At 45.4% G+C, this 21,702-nt stretch carries 15 protein-coding genes; 8 read left to right on the forward strand and 7 right to left on the reverse strand.

The features are described from left to right. Window positions 1-183 precede the first annotated feature (183 nt). Entirely contained in the window at window positions 184-1,842 is a 1,659-nt protein-coding gene (locus QZ938_RS15360) for an alpha/beta hydrolase (protein ID WP_293348332.1), read from the forward strand. Between the two features lie 665 nt (window positions 1,843-2,507). After that, window positions 2,508-2,726 (forward strand): hypothetical protein, encoded by a 219-nt coding sequence (locus QZ938_RS15365; protein ID WP_293147472.1) that lies wholly within the window; start codon window positions 2,508-2,510, stop codon window positions 2,724-2,726. A gap of 315 nt (window positions 2,727-3,041) precedes the next feature. On the opposite strand, the gene ilvC is transcribed toward QZ938_RS15365, so the two are convergent. Continuing rightward, on the reverse strand, window positions 3,042-4,040 hold the full coding sequence (gene ilvC / locus QZ938_RS15370; protein ID WP_293147470.1) for a ketol-acid reductoisomerase: 999 nt from the start codon (window positions 4,038-4,040) through the stop codon (window positions 3,042-3,044). Window positions 4,041-4,394: 354 nt separating this feature from the next. On the opposite strand from ilvC, the gene QZ938_RS15375 reads away from it, so the two are divergent. Together QZ938_RS15375 and QZ938_RS15380 are read left to right on the forward strand one after the other, a co-directional pair. After that, entirely contained in the window at window positions 4,395-4,784 is a 390-nt protein-coding gene (locus tag QZ938_RS15375) for a VOC family protein (RefSeq protein ID WP_293335052.1), read from the forward strand. Window positions 4,785-4,886: 102 nt separating this feature from the next. Then, window positions 4,887-5,213, forward strand: a complete 327-nt coding sequence (locus QZ938_RS15380; RefSeq protein ID WP_293147466.1) for a hypothetical protein — start codon at window positions 4,887-4,889, stop codon at window positions 5,211-5,213. On the opposite strand, the gene QZ938_RS15385 is transcribed toward QZ938_RS15380, so the two are convergent. From QZ938_RS15385 to QZ938_RS15400, 4 genes are all read right to left on the reverse strand, one after another. Further along, entirely contained in the window at window positions 5,180-6,865 is a 1,686-nt protein-coding gene (locus QZ938_RS15385; protein ID WP_293348335.1) for a dynamin family protein, read from the reverse strand. The two genes, QZ938_RS15380 and QZ938_RS15385, sit on opposite strands and share 34 nt — an antisense overlap. Window positions 6,866-7,199: 334 nt before the next feature. Then, on the reverse strand, window positions 7,200-9,278 hold the full coding sequence (locus QZ938_RS15390; RefSeq protein ID WP_293348338.1) for a dynamin family protein: 2,079 nt from the start codon (window positions 9,276-9,278) through the stop codon (window positions 7,200-7,202). Window positions 9,279-9,419: 141 nt separating this feature from the next. After that, window positions 9,420-9,761: a hypothetical protein gene (locus QZ938_RS15395; protein WP_293348341.1), complete on the reverse strand. Its 342-nt coding sequence runs from the start codon at window positions 9,759-9,761 to the stop codon at window positions 9,420-9,422. Window positions 9,762-10,055: 294 nt separating this feature from the next. Then, window positions 10,056-10,577: a pentapeptide repeat-containing protein gene (locus QZ938_RS15400; protein WP_293348344.1), complete on the reverse strand. Its 522-nt coding sequence runs from the start codon at window positions 10,575-10,577 to the stop codon at window positions 10,056-10,058. Between the two features lie 229 nt (window positions 10,578-10,806). On the opposite strand from QZ938_RS15400, the gene QZ938_RS15405 reads away from it, so the two are divergent. Further along, complete coding sequence (locus QZ938_RS15405) at window positions 10,807-12,345, forward strand: SagB/ThcOx family dehydrogenase (protein ID WP_293348347.1); 1,539 nt, start codon at window positions 10,807-10,809, stop codon at window positions 12,343-12,345. A gap of 378 nt (window positions 12,346-12,723) precedes the next feature. Here the strand turns inward: QZ938_RS15405 and mnmE are convergent, their stop codons facing one another. Next, a complete protein-coding gene (gene mnmE / locus QZ938_RS15410) occupies window positions 12,724-14,109 on the reverse strand; it encodes a tRNA uridine-5-carboxymethylaminomethyl(34) synthesis GTPase MnmE (protein ID WP_293348350.1) in 1,386 nt (461 codons plus the stop codon). Between the two features lie 790 nt (window positions 14,110-14,899). Here mnmE and QZ938_RS15415 point away from each other — a divergent pair. From QZ938_RS15415 to QZ938_RS15425, 3 genes are all read left to right on the forward strand, one after another. After that, a complete protein-coding gene (locus tag QZ938_RS15415; RefSeq protein WP_293348353.1) occupies window positions 14,900-17,098 on the forward strand; it encodes a tetratricopeptide repeat protein in 2,199 nt (732 codons plus the stop codon). Between the two features lie 238 nt (window positions 17,099-17,336). Continuing rightward, a complete protein-coding gene (locus tag QZ938_RS15420; protein WP_293348356.1) occupies window positions 17,337-17,498 on the forward strand; it encodes a hypothetical protein in 162 nt (53 codons plus the stop codon). A 5-nt stretch (window positions 17,499-17,503) separates the two neighbouring features. After that, the gene (locus QZ938_RS15425) at window positions 17,504-19,834 is read left to right on the forward strand and encodes a serine/threonine-protein kinase (RefSeq protein WP_293348359.1); all 2,331 of its coding nucleotides are present in this window, start codon (window positions 17,504-17,506) and stop codon (window positions 19,832-19,834) included. A 211-nt stretch (window positions 19,835-20,045) separates the two neighbouring features. On the opposite strand, the gene QZ938_RS15430 is transcribed toward QZ938_RS15425, so the two are convergent. Then, the gene (locus tag QZ938_RS15430; RefSeq protein ID WP_293348362.1) at window positions 20,046-21,479 is read right to left on the reverse strand and encodes a YdiU family protein; all 1,434 of its coding nucleotides are present in this window, start codon (window positions 21,477-21,479) and stop codon (window positions 20,046-20,048) included. Window positions 21,480-21,702 lie beyond the last annotated feature (223 nt).

Consider the following 21,702-nt stretch of genomic DNA (forward strand, 5'->3'; position numbering starts at 1 on the left):
CTAAATTGCCATGTTTGATTGACAATTATACTTAATAGGATCGCGACGATCGACATTTAAACATACCGAGAGGTTTTTTCGATCGCATTCCCAGACAATTTATCAACACTTGAACAGAATTTATCTGTATCTGGGACAATTCTGAGAATATGGTGATATGGTTTCTAGTTCAATCAGGTAAAAATGAGCATCACACAAAATTTCAGATGGTTTTCTTCAGTGGCGAGTGTTTGTAGCGCGATCGCGATCGGCACTTTCGGCGCTATGATATCCCCTGCAAAAGCTACAGAAACAGTTGTTGTCCGCAAAGGCCCTTTAGAATCGTCTATTTCGGTGGCGGATTTGCGCGAGCTCGCAAAAACCGGAAAAGTCCCCCCCAGACTGCAAGCCTACGCGAATCTGCTGTCTGACGCACAGCGCAGTCAAATTTTGGGAGCACTTCAAGCGAAAATCCCTCTCAATGTAGTTGGTTTGAGCAACTTGCTAAATACGCGCATCGGGACTGCGATTTTGACGGATTTGACTACAGTGATACCCAGGGGCGACGGTGCGGGTGTGGAAGCGCTGCGAGCGGCTTTGGTGCTGGGAGCGAATGCGCCGGAAGGCTTATCTGTATTGAGTTTCATTGAATCTTATCCGAGTTCGCGGGTAGTCGTGGATCTCGATCGAGCTTTCGCAGTTTTAAGCAATTTAAACTCGGGTTTTTGGCAAACTCAGAGGTTTATGGCCGCGATCGCACCTCAATTAACAGCCACTAAACCCGCCTTTAACCCGCCTTTCGACCCGACCCAACCCGGCCCGAATTCGGTTCGGGTTCTCAAGCTAGATTTGAACGATAGCGCCCGCAATCGGCGTATTCCTGTTGATGTCTATTGGTCGAGAGCAGCGACGGCCGACAAACCGACGATCGTGTTTTCTCACGGTTTGGGTTCGGTGCGGACGGATTTGCGTTATTTAGCCGAGCATTTGGCGTCCTACGGCTACGTGGTAGCTGCTGTAGAACATCCGGGAAGCAACGAAACAAATACCAAGGCTGCGATCGCGGGTAAGTCTCAGTTGCTCGCTTCTGGAGAGTTTTTAGACCGTCCTAAAGATATCAGTTTTGTGCTCGACGAACTGGCAAAATTGAACCAAACGGATGATAACTTGCAGGGGAAAATTGCGATCGAGCGATCGATGATCGTGGGCTATTCCTTCGGTGGCGCCACAGCCTTGTCCGTAGCCGGTGCCGAACTGCAATTGAGCCGGCTCAAACAGCGCTGTCAGGGGGATTTAATCGGGTTTAGCTTGGGCGAAGGCATTCAATGCGCGGCGGCCCGATTGCCCCAAGAACGGTATCAATTGCGGGATGTGAGGATTAAAAGGGCGATCGTCATGAATCCCACCACATCATTACTATTTGGAGAAACTGGTTTAAGTGCCATTCAAATCCCTACATTAATAGTAGCATCTTCAGCCGACAAAACCACACCCGCCTTAGTCGAACAAATTGCCGGCTTCACCAAAATTTCCAGTCCCAAATGGCTAGTGGGCTTTGTAGGAGGAACCCACTTAAGCGTCAAAGATCCGAGTACAACCTTAGACCAAGTTAGCAGACCGAGTACAGTAATTTCTGGCGATGAAGTTGTCGGCGAGAAAGCAGTTAGCATCCGCAATTATATTAAAGCTATCAGTCTAGCCACTGCCGCTCAACTAACGACCGAAGCTGACAAATATGCAGTCTTTCTCACCCCAGAATACGCGCAATTTGCTTCTACAAATGCAATTCCGGTGCGCCTGGTAACAGAAATCTCTCCGGAAACTAATGCAGTCGTGCAAAGTTTTATTCAGCAGAGTCGTTAGTCGTTACCTAATAATATCATATCCAGTGCATTACCCTGAAAGAATGGTTCGTAGTGCGGACTTTAGTCCGCAGCTTTTTGCGGACTGAAGTCCGCACTACGAACCTTACTTACAGCAGAGTCGTTAGTAGTTACCTAATAATATCATATCCGGTGCATTACCTTGAAAAAATGGTTCGTAGTGAGGACTTTAGTCCGCAGCTTTTTGCGGACTGAAGTCCGCACTACGAACCTTACTTACAGCAGAGTCTTTAGTAGTTACCTAATAATATCATATCCGGTGCATTACCTTGAAAAAATGGTTCGTAGTGAGGACTTTAGTCCGCAGCTTTTTGCGGACTGAAGTCCGCACTACGAACCTTACTTACCATTGCATCCCTCTACTTGGAGGAGGAAGAAAGCTCGAAATCTTGTCCCCTAAATTAGGTACGTTGTTGGGCTTCAGCCCTCTTTATATATATATATGTTTAAAGGAGGCTCGCATCCCAACAACGTACCAACCACCCTGGTTATTAAGGGGCGTTAGGGAGGATTCGGAATATGTGCATCGTCTGTCTGGGCGCCCGCTTCGCCCACCGGTTTATTTTTCGTGAGCGCTGATATTTTTGGTTCGCGCCAGGGCAAAATATAAACAACGACTTTTATAAACTCAAATCCCAAACTGCCATGCCTAAAAAAAATATTATCCCGATAGTGCTGCTGTTTGTAGCGCTGTTTACCCTTTACGGTGACAGTTTAACTTTTCTCCCCAAACCTGTAAGAGATACCAGCTTAGCAAGTAGAAAGTTCTTCGTCAGTTTGTGGCCGTCATGGGTAAAGCCGAAAGAGGTAAATAAGCAAAGAGAGAAAGATATTGATGACTTGCAAAAAAGCCCTAGTCGATAGTTTTGACAGTTGACAGTTGACAGTTGACAGTTTGCTTAGAGAAGGGTTGACAGTTGACAGTTGACAGTTGACAGAAATCCGATGGAAGTTGGAAGACAAAGAAAGAACCAATTGACCGATTTTTGTCTGTTCAGTGGTGTTGGGTTTATTTCTGCTGCTTGTCAGGTGCGTCGCTGTGAGATTCTCTGTCTTATTTAGGGATTTTTCGTGGCGACACACCCTACGACTACTTTTGAAAATTACTATTAGATTGGCGATTTTAGATCTTAGATAAAACGAAAAATCTAAAATCTAAAATCTAAAATCTAAAATCGATTATGCCTGCTTTTTCAACCAGCTAAACATAGCGCGCAAATCTTTACCAACTTCTTCAATCGGATGTTCTGCTTCCTGACGGCGCATCGAAGTAAAGCCCGGTTTGCCGGCTTGGTTTTCTAGAACAAATTCGCGCGCAAATTGGCCGGATTGAATTTCGCTAAGAATTTTACGCATTTCGGCGCGGGTGTCATCGGTGACGATGCGGGGGCCGCGAGTTAAGTCGCCGTATTCTGCGGTATTGGAGATGCTGTCGCGCATTTTGGCGAGGCCTCCTTCTACTACTAAGTCAACGATAAGTTTAACTTCGTGCAAACATTCAAAATAAGCTAATTCCGGTTGATATCCAGCGTTAACTAAGGTTTCAAATCCAGCTTTAATTAAGGCGCTCAAACCGCCGCACAAAACTACTTGTTCGCCAAAAAGGTCGGTTTCTGTTTCTTCGCGGAAAGTGGTTTCGAGGATGCCTGCTCTGGTGCCGCCGATACCTTTAGCATAGGCCATTGCCCGATCGCGCGCTTGGCCCGAAGCATCCTGATATACTGCAAACAAACTCGGCACACCTTCGCCTTGTTCGTAAGTCCGGCGCACCAAGTGTCCGGGGCCTTTGGGCGCTACCATTACTACGTCTACGTCGGCTGGAGGGACAACTTGGCCGAAGTGAATGTTAAAACCGTGAGCAAATGCTAAAACATTTCCTGCTGAAAGGTTAGGTTCGATTTGTTCTTTGTAAATAGTTTTTTGAACTTCATCGGGTAATAAAATCATGATGAAGTCAGCGGCGGCGGCTGCTTTGTCTACCGGGTGAACAGTTAAACCTGCATCGGTTGCTTTGGCGGCAGATTTGCTACCGGGATACAAACCGACAATGACATTCATCCCGCTGTCTTTGAGGTTGAGCGCGTGGGCGTGCCCTTGGGAACCGTAGCCAATGATAGCAACCGTTTTCTTGGCTAAGAGGTCTAGGTTGGCGTCGGTGTCGTAATACATACGGGCCATGGTGCTTGTCTCCTGAGATGCAAATGGGTGAGTGACTGCAAAACTCTAATTTTATCAAAGTGGGGTGCTTTTTTTGCATAAATTTACCGATCGAGATTTGGGTGGGGGAAAATAAAGGAATCTCGCCCTGAATTTAGGCAGGTTGGTCGCGGAGTTTGCGATCGTCAAATATAATTGTCAATAACCCACCGTGCTGTGAGAAAAACCTCACATCTTGCACCATTCTCTCTTAACAGGCTTTCCGGCCTGTTCCACAAGAAAATTCACTCTTTGTGGAACAGGCCGGAAAGCCTGTTCATAAAAGCTGATTGAGAATGCTACTACATCTCAGAAAACCCAAGTAACTTTTTCAAAATGAAAATAAAAGCAATACATCATGTGGCAATTATTTGCTCGGATTACGAAAAATCGAAGAAATTTTATGTAGAAGTCTTGGGATGTTCCACAATCAAAGAAACTTTCCGAACCGAGAGAAATTCTTACAAACTAGATTTGCAAGTCGGAAACGGCAGTGCAATGATTGAACTGTTCTCATTTCCCCATCCTCCCAAAAGAGTTAACAATCCTGAAGCTTGCGGCTTGAGACATTTAGCTTTTGCAGTTGAAGACATAAAAGCATCGGTTGCTTACTTAAAATCCCAACAAATAGAAGTAGAAGAAATTCGCTTTGACGAGATTACCGAAAAATGGTTTACCTTTTTTAGAGATCCAGACAACTTACCGTTAGAAATCTATGAGATTTAAGAATTAGCCAATTTTTTAAAGCCACCTCCGATTCAATCGCTGTGCCATCCGCACCCGGAAACCTGAATCATTCATTCCCAATCTACAATCTAAAATTGTCTAATGGACAAACTCATCAGAAATACAATCACGATCGCATTACCTGCTTTAATGCTACTTATCGGCATAGTAGCTACAGGTAAAACAGGTGATGCAGCCGTCTGGTCTGGTTTGAGGAAAGTAGGCGGTTCCTTTGGGACGCTCAGCGGTTTAAGTGTGTTGGTAATTGCAGGATTTGTTGCCAATTATTTTAGTTATTTTGTGGTAGATAGCTTGCTGGTGAGATTTTTTCAAAAGCGGCGAGAGAAAGAAATTGGTGTGTTGAATATTCATACTGTCCGCAATGTGGGTTCGGATCATTTGCCGTTAATTACAGATTTGGTACTTTGAAAGCTGGATTCGATGTTTTCTAACAAATTATCAATTAACTGGATCTGATACTGCTGCATATTTGTCTGTAGGGGTTCTTGGCTGTCTTGAAAACAGATAACTTTTGCGGCGATTTCCTTGTAGTGTTGCAGCATTAAAAAAGTATCGATACTGAAACCAATTAGATAGTTTTTAGCAGCTTCGTTGCAAATTTCTGTTACTTGATTTAGATAAGCTTCTGACGATTCAGGTGGCTTTTCATAGCCTGTTCTTTTCTTCAAAATATAGCTGGCACCGCCTATTACTGCTGCTCCCATCGGGCCGCCCAACAGCCAACCTAAGCCGGTGGCGATCGCGACTGGAGTCACTTCGCCCTCGATCGACTTTTTGGCTGCGGCGGTTGGTGGCGGTTCTGGTAACGCGATTTGCGGGGATGGGGGAAACGAGATCAAAAGGGCGATCGGCTGTTCGCGATCGAAGAACTCGCAAGCTTTATTTACCCATTCTGCAATGGTTTCCCGCTGCTTGAGCACATCTTCCTCAAATTTTGTCTTCCACGCATCAAAACTTCCTTGCTGAAGCGACAGCGCCATTTCCGATTGATAGCGCCGCAAAAATGTGGGCTGGTAAAGCCAAATCTCGAAGTCGGAAACGCTGGCTTGAAAGCCTTGTGAAATCAGTTTTTCAGCTTTTTGTTTAATTTCAATTCGGTCTTTTTGCTTTTGTTGAGCGGCTGTTATTTCGGCGGCGACAGTTTCAGATTTCGCTCGCAAAGATTGACAAATCTTAGTAGCTATATTTTCAATTCTCGGCAACTTAACAGCTAGTTGTTCCTGTTGACTTGCGACAATACTTTGCAACGCCGATTCAAACATGGCAATTCCGGTAGTTTGAGCCGCAGCCACATCTCCTTTCAGCCTCGCCCTCAAAGCGGGTAAAGCATCGACGCGGTAGATATTGCTGATGTTATTCGGCAAGTTGGAGCGAAAACTTTCGGCAACAAACAACAATCGATTGTATACTTGTTTTTGGTCGTCTGGTTCGAGTAGATTGAGAAAATTGGCAACAAAGACGACTGTGTTAATTTGGCGATCGCTCAACCAATCTCTCAAATGCTCCCGTTCGCCCAGAGTCATCAATTTGCGAGCGTCCAAAACCTGCACCACCAAATCAGCCGAAAGCAATTTATCCCGAACTAAGTTATCCTGTTCTTGGCGATCGTTAGTTCCGGGCAAATCCAGCAATTCCACACCCGTTTTCAGGAATGGGTGGGGACAGTAAACATTGACTGCTGCGACATCATCGCGCATCTGTCGGTTGTCGTCGAGGATGGCGTAGCGTTTCAACACATCAGTCCCGGCTTCGCTGACTTCTGTACCGTCTTTGAGGGTGATTTTTGCGTGCAATTCGTCGCCGTAGTTGACATAAATGGCAGCACCGGTAGTGGGCACAAGATCGATCGGCAAAGCGCGATTTCCAAGCAAAGCATTCAGCAAAGTTGACTTACCGTAATTAAACGGGCCAAAGACAGCGATTTGAAAAGTTGGTTTGGCGAGATAATCGCAAATTGAGTTTGTATCTCGGTAAAGTTGGGAGTTTTTATCTAATTCGAGAATGCCCAGTGCTGATTTGAGATAGTTAGTTAGATTTTGATAAGTTTCGGGTTGTTGCATATTTAAAATTATCTCATTCTTGGACTTATAAAAGGTTCGTAGTAAGGACTTCAGTCCTCTTCCAAATCCTAGGTACGTAGTTGCGCTTCAGCGCTCTTTCTTATATATAACTAAAGAGCGCTAAAGCGCAACAACATACCTTAGCCTCCAACTTTTCCAAATCTTAGGTACGTAGTTGCGCTTCAGCGCTCTTGTCTATATAAACAAAGAGCGCTTAAGCGCAACAACATACCTTAGCCTCCAACTTTTCCAAATCTAAGGTACGTAGTTGCGCTTCAGCGCTCTTGTCTATATAAACAAAGAGCGCTGAAGCGCAACTACGTACCTTAGAGCTTCAACTAGCAGATGCTAAGAAACCTTGATAGACTGATTCTATACTCTGCGCCTGAGCAGAAACATCAGCCTCCAACTTTTCCAACCGCTGCGATTCAGCCTGACAATTAATCTCGCGAGATTGCTTTTGTTCCAACAAATTATCCAACTCAGCTTTCCGAGACTTAATATCATCATTCATGCGATCGCCCACTTCGCGCCCGTAAACATCAAAACACTCTTTCACAGCATCGTGAATCGGCTGCCACTGCTCCTGAGCCACCTGCGGCAGATACTTTACCAACTCTTTTTTAGCTGCTTTCACTAACTGTTTGTGAGCTCCATCTGCTTGCAAAACCCCAACACCCATCCCCAGCAAAGCCAAGTACAGCGGCCCCAAAACAATCCCCGTAAAACTCGCAAAAATCGTACTGACGCCCAATACAGTAATTAAATTGAGCAGGATATTTTTCCAGTCGAAACCAGCTCCTGCCATTGCTACGCCCGCCAGGTTTCCTGTCGTTAATGAAAACAATCCCATCGCCCATTTTGCCCAAGCTGGCGAGTTATCTTCGTTTGAGTTGCTGACTGCTGCGGGGATTTTTTGCCCGGTCAGTTTTTCGGTGATTTTTTCAGTCACTTTTGTGTAAGATGCTCCGTAAGTTGCCGCACTTTGCGACAACTGCGAAAATGCTGAATTCATCTCTTGTTCAGCCGTGAGAGTCCAAGCTGCTAGTTTGTCGTTGATGTACTGCTCGAATGCTCGTCTGAGCGATGCTTCAAAGGCTTCTCGCTTGTCTTGGCTGAAGAAATCCAGAAATCTCAGCTCGGGTTGATACCGCAAAAAGTCTGTTTCAAAGGTATTTTCTAAGTTGAGAACGTAGGTGCGGAAAGAATCTGCGATCGCCCGCGATTTACCATCTCTAACTCGGATAATTTCTTGTTGAAAATCATCGCGAATCTGACTCAGTTTATTGAACTCCGGCTCAACTGAATTAATCTTGTCCTTCAACTCATTGACATCCCCTTCAAGCAATGGTAAACGGCGCCCGACAGCTTCGCGAACGCGAGCAGAAATTTGACGCGCCAAAGTCCTCGCCGGACGCAATTCCGAAATGGCTCTTTCCTGGGTCAAAAATGTATTTAGTGACGCCATAAACTCAGGAAAACCAGTTCCTGCTAAATTTGCATCCGGGTTTTTTACCCGCAACCTGAGTGCCTTAATTGAGGTAATTGGAAACACCCGCTCGTCGTAAATGTCGTGTCCTTCTGTTAAACAATATTCAGCCAAATTAGCTTTGAAAACCCGCCCCAATTTCTGTTCTGCTTCTGCCATTTCTTCAGGATCGTCTGGGTCAATCAAACTTTCCCGCACTTGATCCCAAGCATTGATCAGAAAGAAAATGCTTAATCCACGACCTTTGATATAATTTTCTAGATAACGTCTTTCACCCATTGTACAAGGCTGAGTCGCCCTGAGTACAAACAAAATTGCGTGGCAGTTGTTGATGTAACCGAGAGATAATTCGTTGCGGGATTCTGTATCGTTGAGGCCGGGACTGTCTACTATTTCGATGCCTTTTTCTAGCAAGGGTAAGGGATATTCTACTACGGCGCAGTCGATATCGGGAAATGCTGGTTTTTGTTCTGATTCTAGGCGTTTTGCTTCAGCGGGGTCGATTGTGTAATCTTGTTTGAAACTTTTAAAATCGAGCTGTTTGGGGCTTTTTCCGTCGTTGAAATAAACGGTGACATTTTTTTCGGGGCCGTAGCGCAAAATTGTTAGCAAAGCCGTACAGGGATTGACATCGCTGGGAAGCAAGTTTTCTCCGATTAAGGCATTGAGAAAAGTGCTTTTGCCGCGTTTCATGTCGCCTAAGATGAGCAGCCGAAATACTCCTTGGCGCAAGTTTTTGCTGGCGAGATTGATGTCGGCGCTGTCTGTTTCTAAACCGAGTTTTCCTGATGCTTCGATTCCGGCTAATTCCGATCGCTCTATGGCTGTGACGATGTTGCTCAGGCGATCGGCAATTTCTCGGCGCACGGCAGATACTCGCTCTAAATCGTTGAGAAAGCTGCTAGTTTCTACTTTGAGGTTCATGGTTGTTTTATGATTGTTTACTGCTGGATATTTCAAAACAAAGTCATTTCATGATGGTGTTCGTGCAAAAGTTATTTGATTCGCTATTTCTTGCGAAAAAATGTGCATTACAAACCTGAAACAACTACAATACTCTGTTAGTTAATTCTTGGGATTCTTATCTTGAAAAAGTATTTTGTAACCAATGAAAGCAATTGCTCCCACCATCACCGCAGTTCCCAGCCAAGATGCTACGCGCAGCGCAACCAGCGCTACAATTGCCAGGCCTGTAAATTGACTGATTGCTATGATTTTTCGACGCCATAGTTCGAGTTTGCTTTTTTGAGTATTGTTGTCTTCTTTTTCGTACTTTCTTGTTATATTTTCTGGCACCGATCGTTCAATTTCTGCTTCTAGTTCCCTGAGTCGAAGTTCTTGCTCTCGCTTCCGCAGTTGTTGTTCTTTATGTCGGAGTTCTCTGGCTTTTTCATCGGGATCTTTCATATGTTTGACCTTTTTTATTATGTGGAAATATGTGTTTTTTCTTGTCAAGATTAGACGGCTATATAGCGGTTCTAAAAAAAGTGAGGTATGCCCTATGCCCTATGCCCTATGCCCTATGCCCTATGCCCATGAGTACCTCATCTTTTTGAGAAGGGCAATAAGTTCTCTATGACTGTAACTTACATTGTCAGCGGTGTCGAGAAATGTTAAGAAATATCAAAAAGGGCGATTCCAGCAGACGATCGCTGCGCTTGACGCCCTTTTTGGCGATCGCCCAAATGCACTGCTGCGAAATCAATATCCTTCGGGGCCGATGGTAGTGCGATCGCACTCAGCGTCGGACAAATCCACTAAGCGCGATCGAAATAAGTTGCAGCCAGCTAATTGAGCTTTGGTTAACTTTGTTTTCTCCAAATTAGTCCGGCTCAAATCAGCATATCTCAAATCGGCATTGCTCAAATCTGCATTGTACAAATCCGCACCTTGTAAATTGGCTTTATACAAATTTGCTCCTTGCAAATTGGCGTGGCGCAAATTTGCTCTAGATAAATTAGCTCCTGACAGATTAGCTTCCGACAAATTTGCCTGATAAAGTTGAATGTCGCCCAATTCAGCATCTTGTAACTGTGTTTTGTAAAGATTGGCTTGAGTCAGATTTCCGTAGGGCAAATAAGCTCGCGTCAGCACGCTACCAGAAAGGTTTATTTCTGGCAAATCTGCTTGAAACAAGTTATCTCCACTTAAGTCAACGGCGTTAAAGTTTCGCTGGCCTTCAGAATACTGAGCGAGCAATTCCTCAGCGCTTAGCTTTTGCATTTTCATCCCTTAATGACGACAGCTTTTGCAGCCAATTCATAACGATAATTGATGCTTATTATTTTGCGTATTTATACCTAGGCATCTTCTTATGTTAAGCTTGTGTAACAACGATCGTATTTTTTCTAAGATTTTTTTTATATTTGTAAATTTCTGGGTTGCTCGACCATGCTTCCCGTTAGTAATGTCAAGATCGATAAACAAACCAAAGCTGATCCTCTACTGAAATATGCCAGAACTTCCTCCCTCCATTGCACAGCACTACCACGAACGGACGAAATACGATCCTCAAACCATTGCTGCCAAAAGCAGACAGCTAGATTGGACAGAGCAACCAGTTCCGTTCAAAGAATATAAAATTGGCGCGTATTTTGACCTGAAGCCTTATCTAAAAGACCCCTCAGACGATCCAAATTCCCCGGATGATGCCAGTTGGTGGCATCGGTTGTCCAGTTTGTTGCTGTGCAGCTACGGGCTGACGGCGAAGGTGCAGACGGTAGATGACAGCTACCTGTATTTGCGATCGGCACCATCGGCCGGTGGGCTCTACCCAGCAGAGGTTTATTTAATCTCGCGGGGTACGCCACAGTTGCCGGCGGGACTCTACAACTATCAGTGCAGAACTCATTCGCTGGTTCATTTTTGGGACAGCGAAATTTGGCCGGCCCTGCAAGTGGCTTGTTTCGGATCGCCAGTGTTAGAAAATACCCAATTGGCGATCGCCGTTACCACTGTTTTCTTCCGTTCTTCTTGGCGTTACGCAGACAGAGCTTATCGGCGAATCTTTCTCGACACTGGTCATTTATTGAGCAATATCGAGTTAGCTTGCGCCATCAACGATTACCGACCTCACCTGATTGGAGGATTCGCAGACGAAGCTGTCAATCAATTACTGTATATCGACTCGCAGCAAGAAGGAGCGATCTGTTTAATTGGTTTAGCTGACTTGCTAGACATCGACCAAAATTTGCCAAAGTTTAAAACGGCTTTGGCAGGAAAAACGACGATAGATTACCCGAAAATTTCCGAAGGTAAAATTTTAGAATACCTCCATAAAGCGACACAGTTAGAATCAGATCCCACTGGAGTAGATGGCTGGAAACTGGATGAAAGTGAAGGAGATTTAGAAGACAAATATAACTTTCCATTTTGCACTAAAGTTTCGACTGTCACACCTTCAATTCCTTGGGGAGTGAATCAAGAAACTTTAGAAAATACGATGCTGAAGAGGCGTTCTACCCGTGCTTATACAGGTGCTTCTTTGAGCTTGGGCGAACTGCTAGCATTGCTTGATTTTACTTATCAGTCGCAGCACTATATCGACCAAGGATTAGACGGTTATCCAGACTATTTCGATCTGAGTTTGATTCAGACTTTTATTGCGGTTTCGGGAGTGCATGGGTTAGAAGAAGGTTGTTATTATTACGCTCCGAAAGCTCAAGAATTGCGGCAAATTCGGTTCAAAAATTTCCGCAGGGAGCTGCATTATTTGTGTTTGGGGCAAGATTTGGGCAGAGATGCGGGGGCGCTGTTGTTTCACACGGCGGATTTGAATAGGGCTGTTGCCAAATATGGCGATCGCGCTTACCGATATTTGCACATGGATGCGGGTCATTTGGGCCAGCGGTTGAATTTAGCAGCGATTCAACTGCGTTTGGGTGTCAGCGGTATTGCGGGCTTTTTTGACGATCTCGTGAATGACGTTCTCGGTATTCCTACGAGTGAGGCTGTGCTTTATATCACAACTCTGGGAAGACCGCGATCGTGAGGATGAGTGCGATCGTTCTAGCAGACATCATATGACTTAAATGAAATTTACCCAAATCGGGCGAGAAACCGGGTTTTTAGGAAGTTTTATGTTGAGTAACGAGAAGTTTAGAAAAGACCTCTTGCAAAAATCGGAAAACACCCTGAAATTATCTGCGTTTATCCGTGTTTATCTGTCTGACATCTGCGGTTGAAGGATCGATCAAAGACTTATGCAAGAGGTCTAAAGAAAGCCAGTTTCTGAAGTCTCGGCCACTCAGTAGACTTTTAGAGATTACTCATGGGAGGCGAGAAACCGGGTTTCTACGAAACTAAGAAGGGCTGAAGCCCAACAACATACCTCATCTTTCTGAGCAGCGTTATAAATCAATTAAAATTACTATTTTCCTATGCAAAACTTGCTAAATATTCTATCGAGAACTGATTCCGTCACTTCTTCCCCCGTAACTTCCCCCAATGCTTGAATTGCGCCGCGCAAATCTATTGTCCAAAAATCTAAAGGCAATTTATTTTCAATAGTAGCCGTGCATTCTTCTAGCGAAATCTTAGCTCTAGTTAAAGCTGCTGCTTGCCGCTGGTTGATTGCTAAATCTGAGTTTTCTGCTTGCAAATTTCCGCCGCTGACAGCATCTAAGATGGCTGTTTCTAATTCTTCTATACCTCGATCTAAGGCGGCGGCAGCGGTGACAACGGGGTGAATTTCAGAGGTAAAAGGTAATTGTGGGATTGTTTTTACTAGGTCGATTTTGTTGATGATTATAATGAGCGGGCGGTGTTTTACTTGTTCGTATATTTCCCGATCGCCTGCTGTCCAACCAGATTCTGCGTCAATTGTCAACAAGACTAAATCGGCTTGTTTGGCTGCGGCGTGCGATCGCTCTACACCGATTTTTTCTACCCGATCCTCGGTTTCCCGAATGCCCGCTGTATCGAGCACCTGCACCGGAATCCCGCCCACAACTAGCTGCGACTCTACCACATCCCGCGTCGTTCCGGGCAAATCTGTGACGATCGCCCGATCGCTCTTACTCCACGAATTCAACAAACTCGACTTTCCCACATTCGGGCGTCCGACAATTGCCACTTTCAAACCACTTCTCAACAATTCACCGCGATCTGCCGTCGCCAAAATCCTTGACAATTCGTTCAAAATCCGATTGATTTCCAAACAAGTTTTAGCTTCATCTAAGGGCGGCAAATCTTCCTCAAAATCAATTCTCGCCTCAATTTCTGCCAACACATCCAAACAAGTTGCTCTTAATTTGCGAATCGGCTGGGCTAATTTTCCCTGCAAACCAGCTAAAGCACTTTGCGCGGCTGCGGGCGATTGGGCTCCCACCAAATCAGCAATGCTTTCAGCTTGAGTTAAATCTAACCTACCATTCAAAAAAGCCCTGAGCGAAAACTCTCCCGGCTGCGCCAATCTTGCACCATTTTCCAAACACAACTGCAACACTTGCTGCACCGCGATAATCCCACCGTGACAGTGAAACTCCACCACATCTTCGCGGGTGAAAGAACGCGGCGCTTTCATGATTAACAACAAAGCTTCATCGACTAATTCTTGAGTTTTGGGACGGCGGATGTGCCCGTAAAGAATGCGGTGAGATTCCCAAATTTGCCGTCCTGGAGCGCGAAACAGGGTTTCGGCAATTTTTAAGGCTGCGGCACCGGAAACTCTTACAATGCCGACGCTGCCTTGTTGGGGAACGATCGCAGTGGCAATTGCTGCGATCGTTCCTCCTTTTGTTAGTGATTCAGACATTTTTACGATTCACAGCCTCAAAAGTTATATATATAGCCTTTCTCACTAAGATGAAGTACGCATAGGGCATAGGGCATAGGGCATAGGGCATAGGGCATAGGGCATAGGGCATAGGGCATAGGGCATAGGGCATAGGGCATAGGCATCGCACGCATACCTCACTTTTTTGAGAAAGGCTATAGCGGTTCTCAGAAAGATTCGCGGACGTTGTTGGGCTTGGGCCCTCTAGTCTGGATGGTTATGTAAGTTCTCAGTCATACCTCATCTTTTTGAAAAAGGCTATATATCTCATCTCATTAGACAGGATAAACAATTTCAGAGAGGTTTTTCCAAGATCTTAAAACAGGGTGGCCGCCGCGCTTGAGTGCGATCGCCAATCCGTTAGCGAACCCCTCCATCTGGAGCGCCCAGAAAGTCCCATTCAGTCGATTTTAGATTGTAGATTTTAGATTTTAGATTGACTTGCGGCGCAGTGAATCTACAGATTGAACAAAAGTCGGAAATTTTGAGCAGCGGGCGACGAGTGTCCGAAAGCAAGTATCCGTTTTTGGGAGCATCTCAGTTTTGTATTTTTTGTATTTATAGTGCTGTCGGGAGCTCGCGTATTGTACAATACGCGAGCGGGGACGCTTGCGCTCAAAGAAAAAATGCTTTTTACAAAAATGAGATGCTCCTTCCGTTTTTGGGCGCGAGTGACGACGCGATCGAACTTAAAAAATTAGTCCGCCAAATCTTTTTGCTATCCTGGTTTCATGCGATAATCGAACATTAACAGGGTAGAGGGCAGAGCATGATTGGTCAACTTCTCGACAGACGTTACCGCATCATTAAAGTCACAGACTCAAGTGAAGTGGGAAAAACTTATATAGCAGCAGATACTCACCGTCCCGGTTATCCGCAATGCACGGTTAGAGAAATGCGGCTCCTCGGCACAAATTCGCAAACTCCAGAATTAGTCAAAATTATATTTCAAAGAAATGCAGAAATAATAGAAAAATTGGGCAAACACGACAAAATTCCCGAATTATTGGCGTATTTTGAGGAAAACCAAAGTTTATACTTAATAGAAGAATTTATTGCCGGTCAACCTTTAAGCCAAGAACTAATACCTGGTGAACCTTGGGCACAAGACCAAGTAATTGCTTTGCTATCATGCATATTAGAAGTTTTGGTGTTTATACACTCCAACGGTTTCATCCACCGCCGAATTCAACCAGACAGAACAATTCGACGCGAGTCAGACGGCAAATTTGTGTTGGTTGACTTTAGCTTAGACAAAGAAATTAACCCGGAGCTCGTTAATTCTCATTTGTTGGCGCCAACATCCCCAAACTCTGTTAAAAAGCCTTTGGGAAAAAAACCGGAGTTGGCTGCTGAAACATTATATGTGCCGATCGAGCAATCGCAAGGCAACCCCCGCTACAATAGCGACATTTACGCTCTAGGTACGATCGCCCAGCTTGCGGTAACGGGACTATCGCCCGAGGAACTGAGTGCCTTGAAAAGCCAAGGCAAAATTTCCTGGCGCGATCGGGCGACTTGTTCGGCGGCTCTAGCAGATATTATCGATCGAATGGTGCGCTCCGACTGCGAGGAACGCTATCACGAAGCCACCGAAGTTTTGGCAGACCTCCAACAAATCACGGTAAAATCCGAGTCTGGGCGATCGCCAGCCACCATCATCACCGACACGATAAATCAATTTCAGCCGAGACAGCGCCCAACCAAACTGTTGCTGTTTGCAGCCATAGCCGCAGCTTCGATATTGACAGCACTGATAATTTACTTTTGGCACAGTCAAAGTCCGGCGAGGGCCAAAGAATTGTTCGCCCGCGGTGTTGTGAAGGCGCAGCAAGGTGACAAAACAGGCGCGATCGCCGATTATACTCAAGCGATCGCCCTCAATTCCAGCGATGCCGAAACTTTCTACAAGCGGGCTAACGTTCGCTACGACATGGGCGCCACCGAGCAAGCAATTGCCGATTACACCCAAGCACTTAAAGTCAATCCCAGCCACACCAAAGCCATCTACAATCGAGCTCTGGCCCGCCGCGACACCGGCGACAAGCGGGGGGCTGTGGAAGATTTTACCCAAGTATTGCGGCTCAATCCTAACAACGGTGACATATATTATCAGCGGGGTTTAGCCTATTACGATTTGGCCGACTACCGCGCGGCAATTGAAGACTACACCCAAGCAATTCGGCTCAATCCCAACGATGCTACAGCATACAGCAATCGGGGTTTAGCTCGATCGGCCGACGGCGACAAAACCGGAGCAATGGCGGATTTTACCCAAGCGATTCAAATTAGCCCCAAGGAAGCTGGGGTTTACTACAGTCGCGGTCGATCGCGCTTTAATCTAGCAGATTATCAAGGAGCGATGGAAGATTACAGTAGGGCGATCGAATTGGAACCAAACCAAGTTGATGCTTATACCAATCGGTGCAGCGCTTACTTAAATTTAGCAACCTACGACAAAGCGATTGAAGATTGCAGCCGAGCAATTCGCCTCGATCCCAAAGATGAAGCAGCTTACAACAACCGCTGCATTGCTCATCTGAATTTAAAGCAATTTCAAAAGGCCAGCGAAGATTGCAGTTTGACGATCGGACTCAACAGCAACAATCCCAAAGCATACAGCAATCGAGGATTAGCTCGCGAGGCTTCGGGAGACAAGCAGGGGGCTGTCGAAGATTTCACTCAAGCAATTAAGCTCAACCCCAGCGATGCCGTAGCTTACAGCAATCGCGGTACTATTTACTCAGATCTCAAAAATTACCCTTTAGCGGTTGAGGATTTCGCTCAGTCGCTACGGCTCAACCCCAACAATGCTAGCGCTTTTTACAGCCGAGGTCTCGTCCGCCGCCAACTCAAAGATCGGGCTGGGGCGATCGAGGATTTTCAGAAAGCTGCAACACTGTTTCTAGAACAAGGAAGAGCCGATGGTTTTCAAAACGCACAAGCACAGATCAAAGATTCTAAATAAACTATTAGTCATTAGTCATTAGTCATTAGTCATTGGTTATTGGTTATTGGTTATTGGTTATTGGTTATTGGTTATTAGTCATTAGTCATTAGTCATTAGTCATTAGTCATTAGTCATTAGTCATTAGTGCTGTCCCCGCTCGCGAACGTTATCAGTCATTAGTAATCAGTCATTAGTCAGTAGTGCTGTCCCCGCTCGCGAACGTTATCAGTCATTAGTAATCAGTCATTAGTCAGTAGTGCTGTCCCAGCTCGCGAACGTTATCAGTCAACCGTCAACCGTCAACCGTCAACCGTCAACCGTTATCAGTCAACCGTCAACCGTCAACCGTCAACCGTCAACCGTCAACCGTCAACTGCCAACTGCCAACTGCCAACTGCCAACTGCCAACTGTGATTAGCAAAAATGAAAAATCAAGAACAAAAAAGGAAACAGCCAAAATCACCAATTACGAAATACCCATTACCAACTCCTCCTTCCCAGTTACCAATTCGCAATTACCAATTACCAATTACCAATTACCACTTCTCAAATTCCGATATGAACATGGTTGGTCAACTTTTAGACAGGCGTTATCGCGTAGTCCAAATCCTCAGCTCGGGAGCCTTCGGACAAACTTATTTAGCAGTCGATACTCGCCGCCCCGGTCACCCTCAATGTGTAGTCAAACAACTGCGCCCTCCCAGCAACACTTCCACAGTTCTCAAAACAGCTTACCGATTATTTAAACAAGAAGCAGAAATATTAGAAAAACTGGGAAAACACGATCAAATTCCATTTTTACTCGCTTATTTTGAAGAAGGCAATCAATTCTACCTCGTAGAAGAATTTGTACCCGGTCACGCCCTCAATCGGGAAATTGTGGCCGGTCAACCTTGGCGGGAAGAAAGAGTGCTGGATCTGTTGGAAGAAGTGTTAAAAGTTCTCGCCTTCGTACACTCTCAGGGAGTGATTCACCGCGATGTTAACCCGTCCAACTTAATCCGCCGCAAACCAGACGGCAAATTAGTTTTAATTGACTTCGGCTCGGTTAAAGAAGTTGCCAATCACGTCAGCGAGTACGATACAGAATTTCCGCGCACAATTGCGACGGGAACTCCGGCTTATATGCCGATCGAACAATTTCAAGGCAACCCGCAATTTAGCAGCGACCTCTATGCCGTCGGGATGATGGCGATCCAAGCTATCACTGGTTTGCCCGGTACGGATTTGCCAAAATTGCAAGATCCGAGTCCTTCTCACACTGGGGAAATTGTTTGGCGAAACCGAACTCAATGTTCTCCGGCACTGGCAAATATAATTGACAAAATGGTCTGCCACCAATTTAGCAAACGCTATCCATCGGCTGAGGAAGTTTTGGCCGCTCTCAGCAAGCTGAAACACCGCCAAGAGCCTGGAAATACGGCTCAAAATAAAAATATTTCTCCGTCGAGCTTACTGTCTTCCAATACTTTTTCTTCAGGTTTGGGAAGTCGGTTTTGGTGGCTGATATTCGCTGGCTGCGGGGCGATTGCTATGGTATTTCTGTTTAATTATTGCAGCCGCCCGAATCCGATCAAAGCCAAGGAATATTACGAAAAGGGAGTAGCAAAGTCTCGCAATCAAGATGCGGCAGCAGCTTTGCAGGCTTTTGACAAATCAATCCAATTAAATCCTAACAATGGTGAGAGTTTTTATCAGCGGGGTAATGCTAATTATGATTTAAAAAAATATCAAGAAGCAATTGCCGATTATTCTCAGACGATCGCTCTCAATCCTCAATATTTTAAGGCTTATTTTAACCGGGGGCTGGCCCGTCGCGATTTCAACGACAAGCGCGGAGCGATTGAGGATTACACTCAGGTTTTGAAGCTCCAGCCCAACGATGTTGATGCTTACTATGAAAGAGGAGTGACTTATTTAGAAATGCAAGATTACAAGACGGCAATTGGGGATTTAAGCGAAGTAATTCGGTTGCAGCCGAACTTGGTTAAAGCTTATCATTCACGGGGGTTGGCTCGGGCTGGGAGCAGCGATTTGCAGGGGGCGATTGGAGATTATACTGAGGCAATTAAGCTCGATGCTCAGAATGTGGATGCTTTCTACAGTCGGGGGAGAGCGCGCTTTCACCTAGGAGATTATCAGGGAGCATTGGCGGATTACAGTCAGGTAATTGCGATCGATCCCAAGAGTGGAGATGCTTACGCGAATCGTTGCAGCACGCAGTTGAATTTGGGAGCTCATCAAGCGGCAATTGACGATTGCACTCAGGCAATTTCGCTAAGCGAAGAAGATGGGGTTCCCTATAACAATCGCTGTATTGCTTATTTAAATTTGAAGGATTACCCGAAAGCAATTGCCGATTGCACTCAAGCGACAATACTAAATCCCAAGGATTATAATGCTTTTAGCAATCGCGGTTTAGCTCGCAGTGCCGGGGGGGATACACAGGGGGCGATCGCAGATTTTACCGCAGCAATCGGGCTCAATCCCAACGATGCTGAAGCTTACGCCAATCGGGCCAAGGTTTACCAGCAGTTAAATAATTCCAATAGTGCGATCGGCGATTACGTGCAAGCCATTCGGATCAATCCGAATTATGCTGGTGCTTACTACGGTAGAGGCATGGTACGCCGCTCCTTAGGAGACAAAGCAGGAGCAATTAGCGACTTAGAAAAAGCGGGCAAAATCTTTCTCGATCAAGGACTTACCGGCGGTTACAAAGACGCACAATTTGAGATTGACAAACTCAAATAATTATTAGGTACGTAGTTGCGCTTCAGCGCTCTTTCTTATATATGCAAATAGCGCTTTTATCGCAATAACATATTTTGTGAAGACTTTAGTCGGCTCTTTCTTGTATATATCCAAAAGAGCGCTAAAGCGCAACTACGTACCTTGTGAAGATTTTAATCCGCTCTTTCATAGATATATGCAAAGAGCGCTTTCATCGCAACAACGTACCTTACTAACCTTCTGGATTTTGAATTCGCTCAACCAAATCATAAAAAGGTTGCCAATTATCCTCAAGAGCGATCGGTTCCCAAACAGCCTCAATCGTCGGCCTCAAAAGCGATTGTTCCGGATTGTGCTTCCGCAACCTATCCGCCATCTTATCCATATCATCCGCCGACAAACCTTGCAAAACGTGAAAATAAAACTCCCGCCAAGGTGCTAACAACTCCGCGGGTTCCGCCTCGCTAAAGATTTGATTGACATCATCTCGCCAAGTGCGATCGAACTGTCTTCGCAATTGAAAAAAGAAATCATGATAATCAACTTGAGACTCCGCCAGCATCTTAATTGTCAGCTTCAAAAGCTCATCACCATCAGCCTCAGACAAATCCTCAAATCCCAACCTATTGAGCATCAACTGTCGGTAAGTAGCATTATAATACCCACCAAACTTAGCCAAAGCAGCATCCATATCAACTTGAGGAATCGCCGCAGCTAGCGGTTGCTGAAGCTTCTCCAAATTTCCGTGACAAATAAACGGTTGATTGCCGTAAGCATAAAGACCGTAATAGTCAAAATAAGCTGCTGTAAACTTCGGATTATAAGTCGGAATAAACGCAAAAGGCCCGTAATCAAAACTTTCACCAGTAATCGACATATTATCAGTATTCAGCACCGCATGACAAAAACCTGCCGCCATCCACTGAGCGACCAATTCGGCTACACGCTTGACTAAATCCGCATAAAATAGCGCATACTTTTCTTCCGGTGAAATACCAGAATTGCTAGCTTCTAGATGCAGTTCAGGATAATAATATTCAATGACAAAATCTAAAAGTTTTTTAATTAAGTCCGGGCGACGGATATAATTTAGCCTTTCAAAAGTGCCAAAGCGGATGTGAGAGTGGCTAAAACGCACCATCACGGACGATCGCGTCGGAGAAGGTTCATCGCCCCGCCACAAAGCATCACCCGTTTCAACTAAACTAAAACAGCGAGACGTGCGAACTCCCAATCGGTGCAAAGCTTCAGCCGCCAAAACTTCGCGAACTCCCCCCTTGAGAGTGAGTCTACCATCAGCGCTGCGCGAGTAGGGAGTGCGGCCGGAACCTTTAGTGCCGAAGTCGTAAAGCCTACCATCAGTGCCGCGAACTTGGCCGTACAAAAAGCCTCTACCGTCGCCTAAATTAGGGTTGTATTCGTTGAATTGATAGCCGTGGTAGCGGAGTGCGAGAAAGGGACGCACGCAGTGAAATTTGCCGAATGCTTGAATGAAATCATCGTCGGTTACTTGTGCGGGATCTAAGCCCAATGTCGGCAATAATCGATCGTTGCGGAAACGGAGGATGTGCTGCGGAAAATCTGCCGCCGGGACTTCATCAAAGTAGTCGCCACCGAGGGATTCGAGGGCGGGTTCGTAGTTGAGGGAAAGCAAGGGATTTGACATTTGTCTATTTTATATTAAAATGTTCAAATTGGCAATTATTGTATGGTGCGTCAGTTGTAAAAATTGGAAGGAGAGACAGAGAATCTGCGACTGACGCACCCTACGGTTAGTTATTGCAGGGTGCGTCAGGACTGATTTTTTTGACAAGAGACAGATTATTTTCGGCTGACGCACCCTACGGTTAGTTATTGTAGGGTGCGTCAGTTGTAAAAATTGTAAACGA

The sequence above is a fragment of the Microcoleus sp. CAWBG27 genome (genome assembly GCF_020883145.1).
Taxonomy (GTDB): domain Bacteria; phylum Cyanobacteriota; class Cyanobacteriia; order Cyanobacteriales; family Microcoleaceae; genus Microcoleus.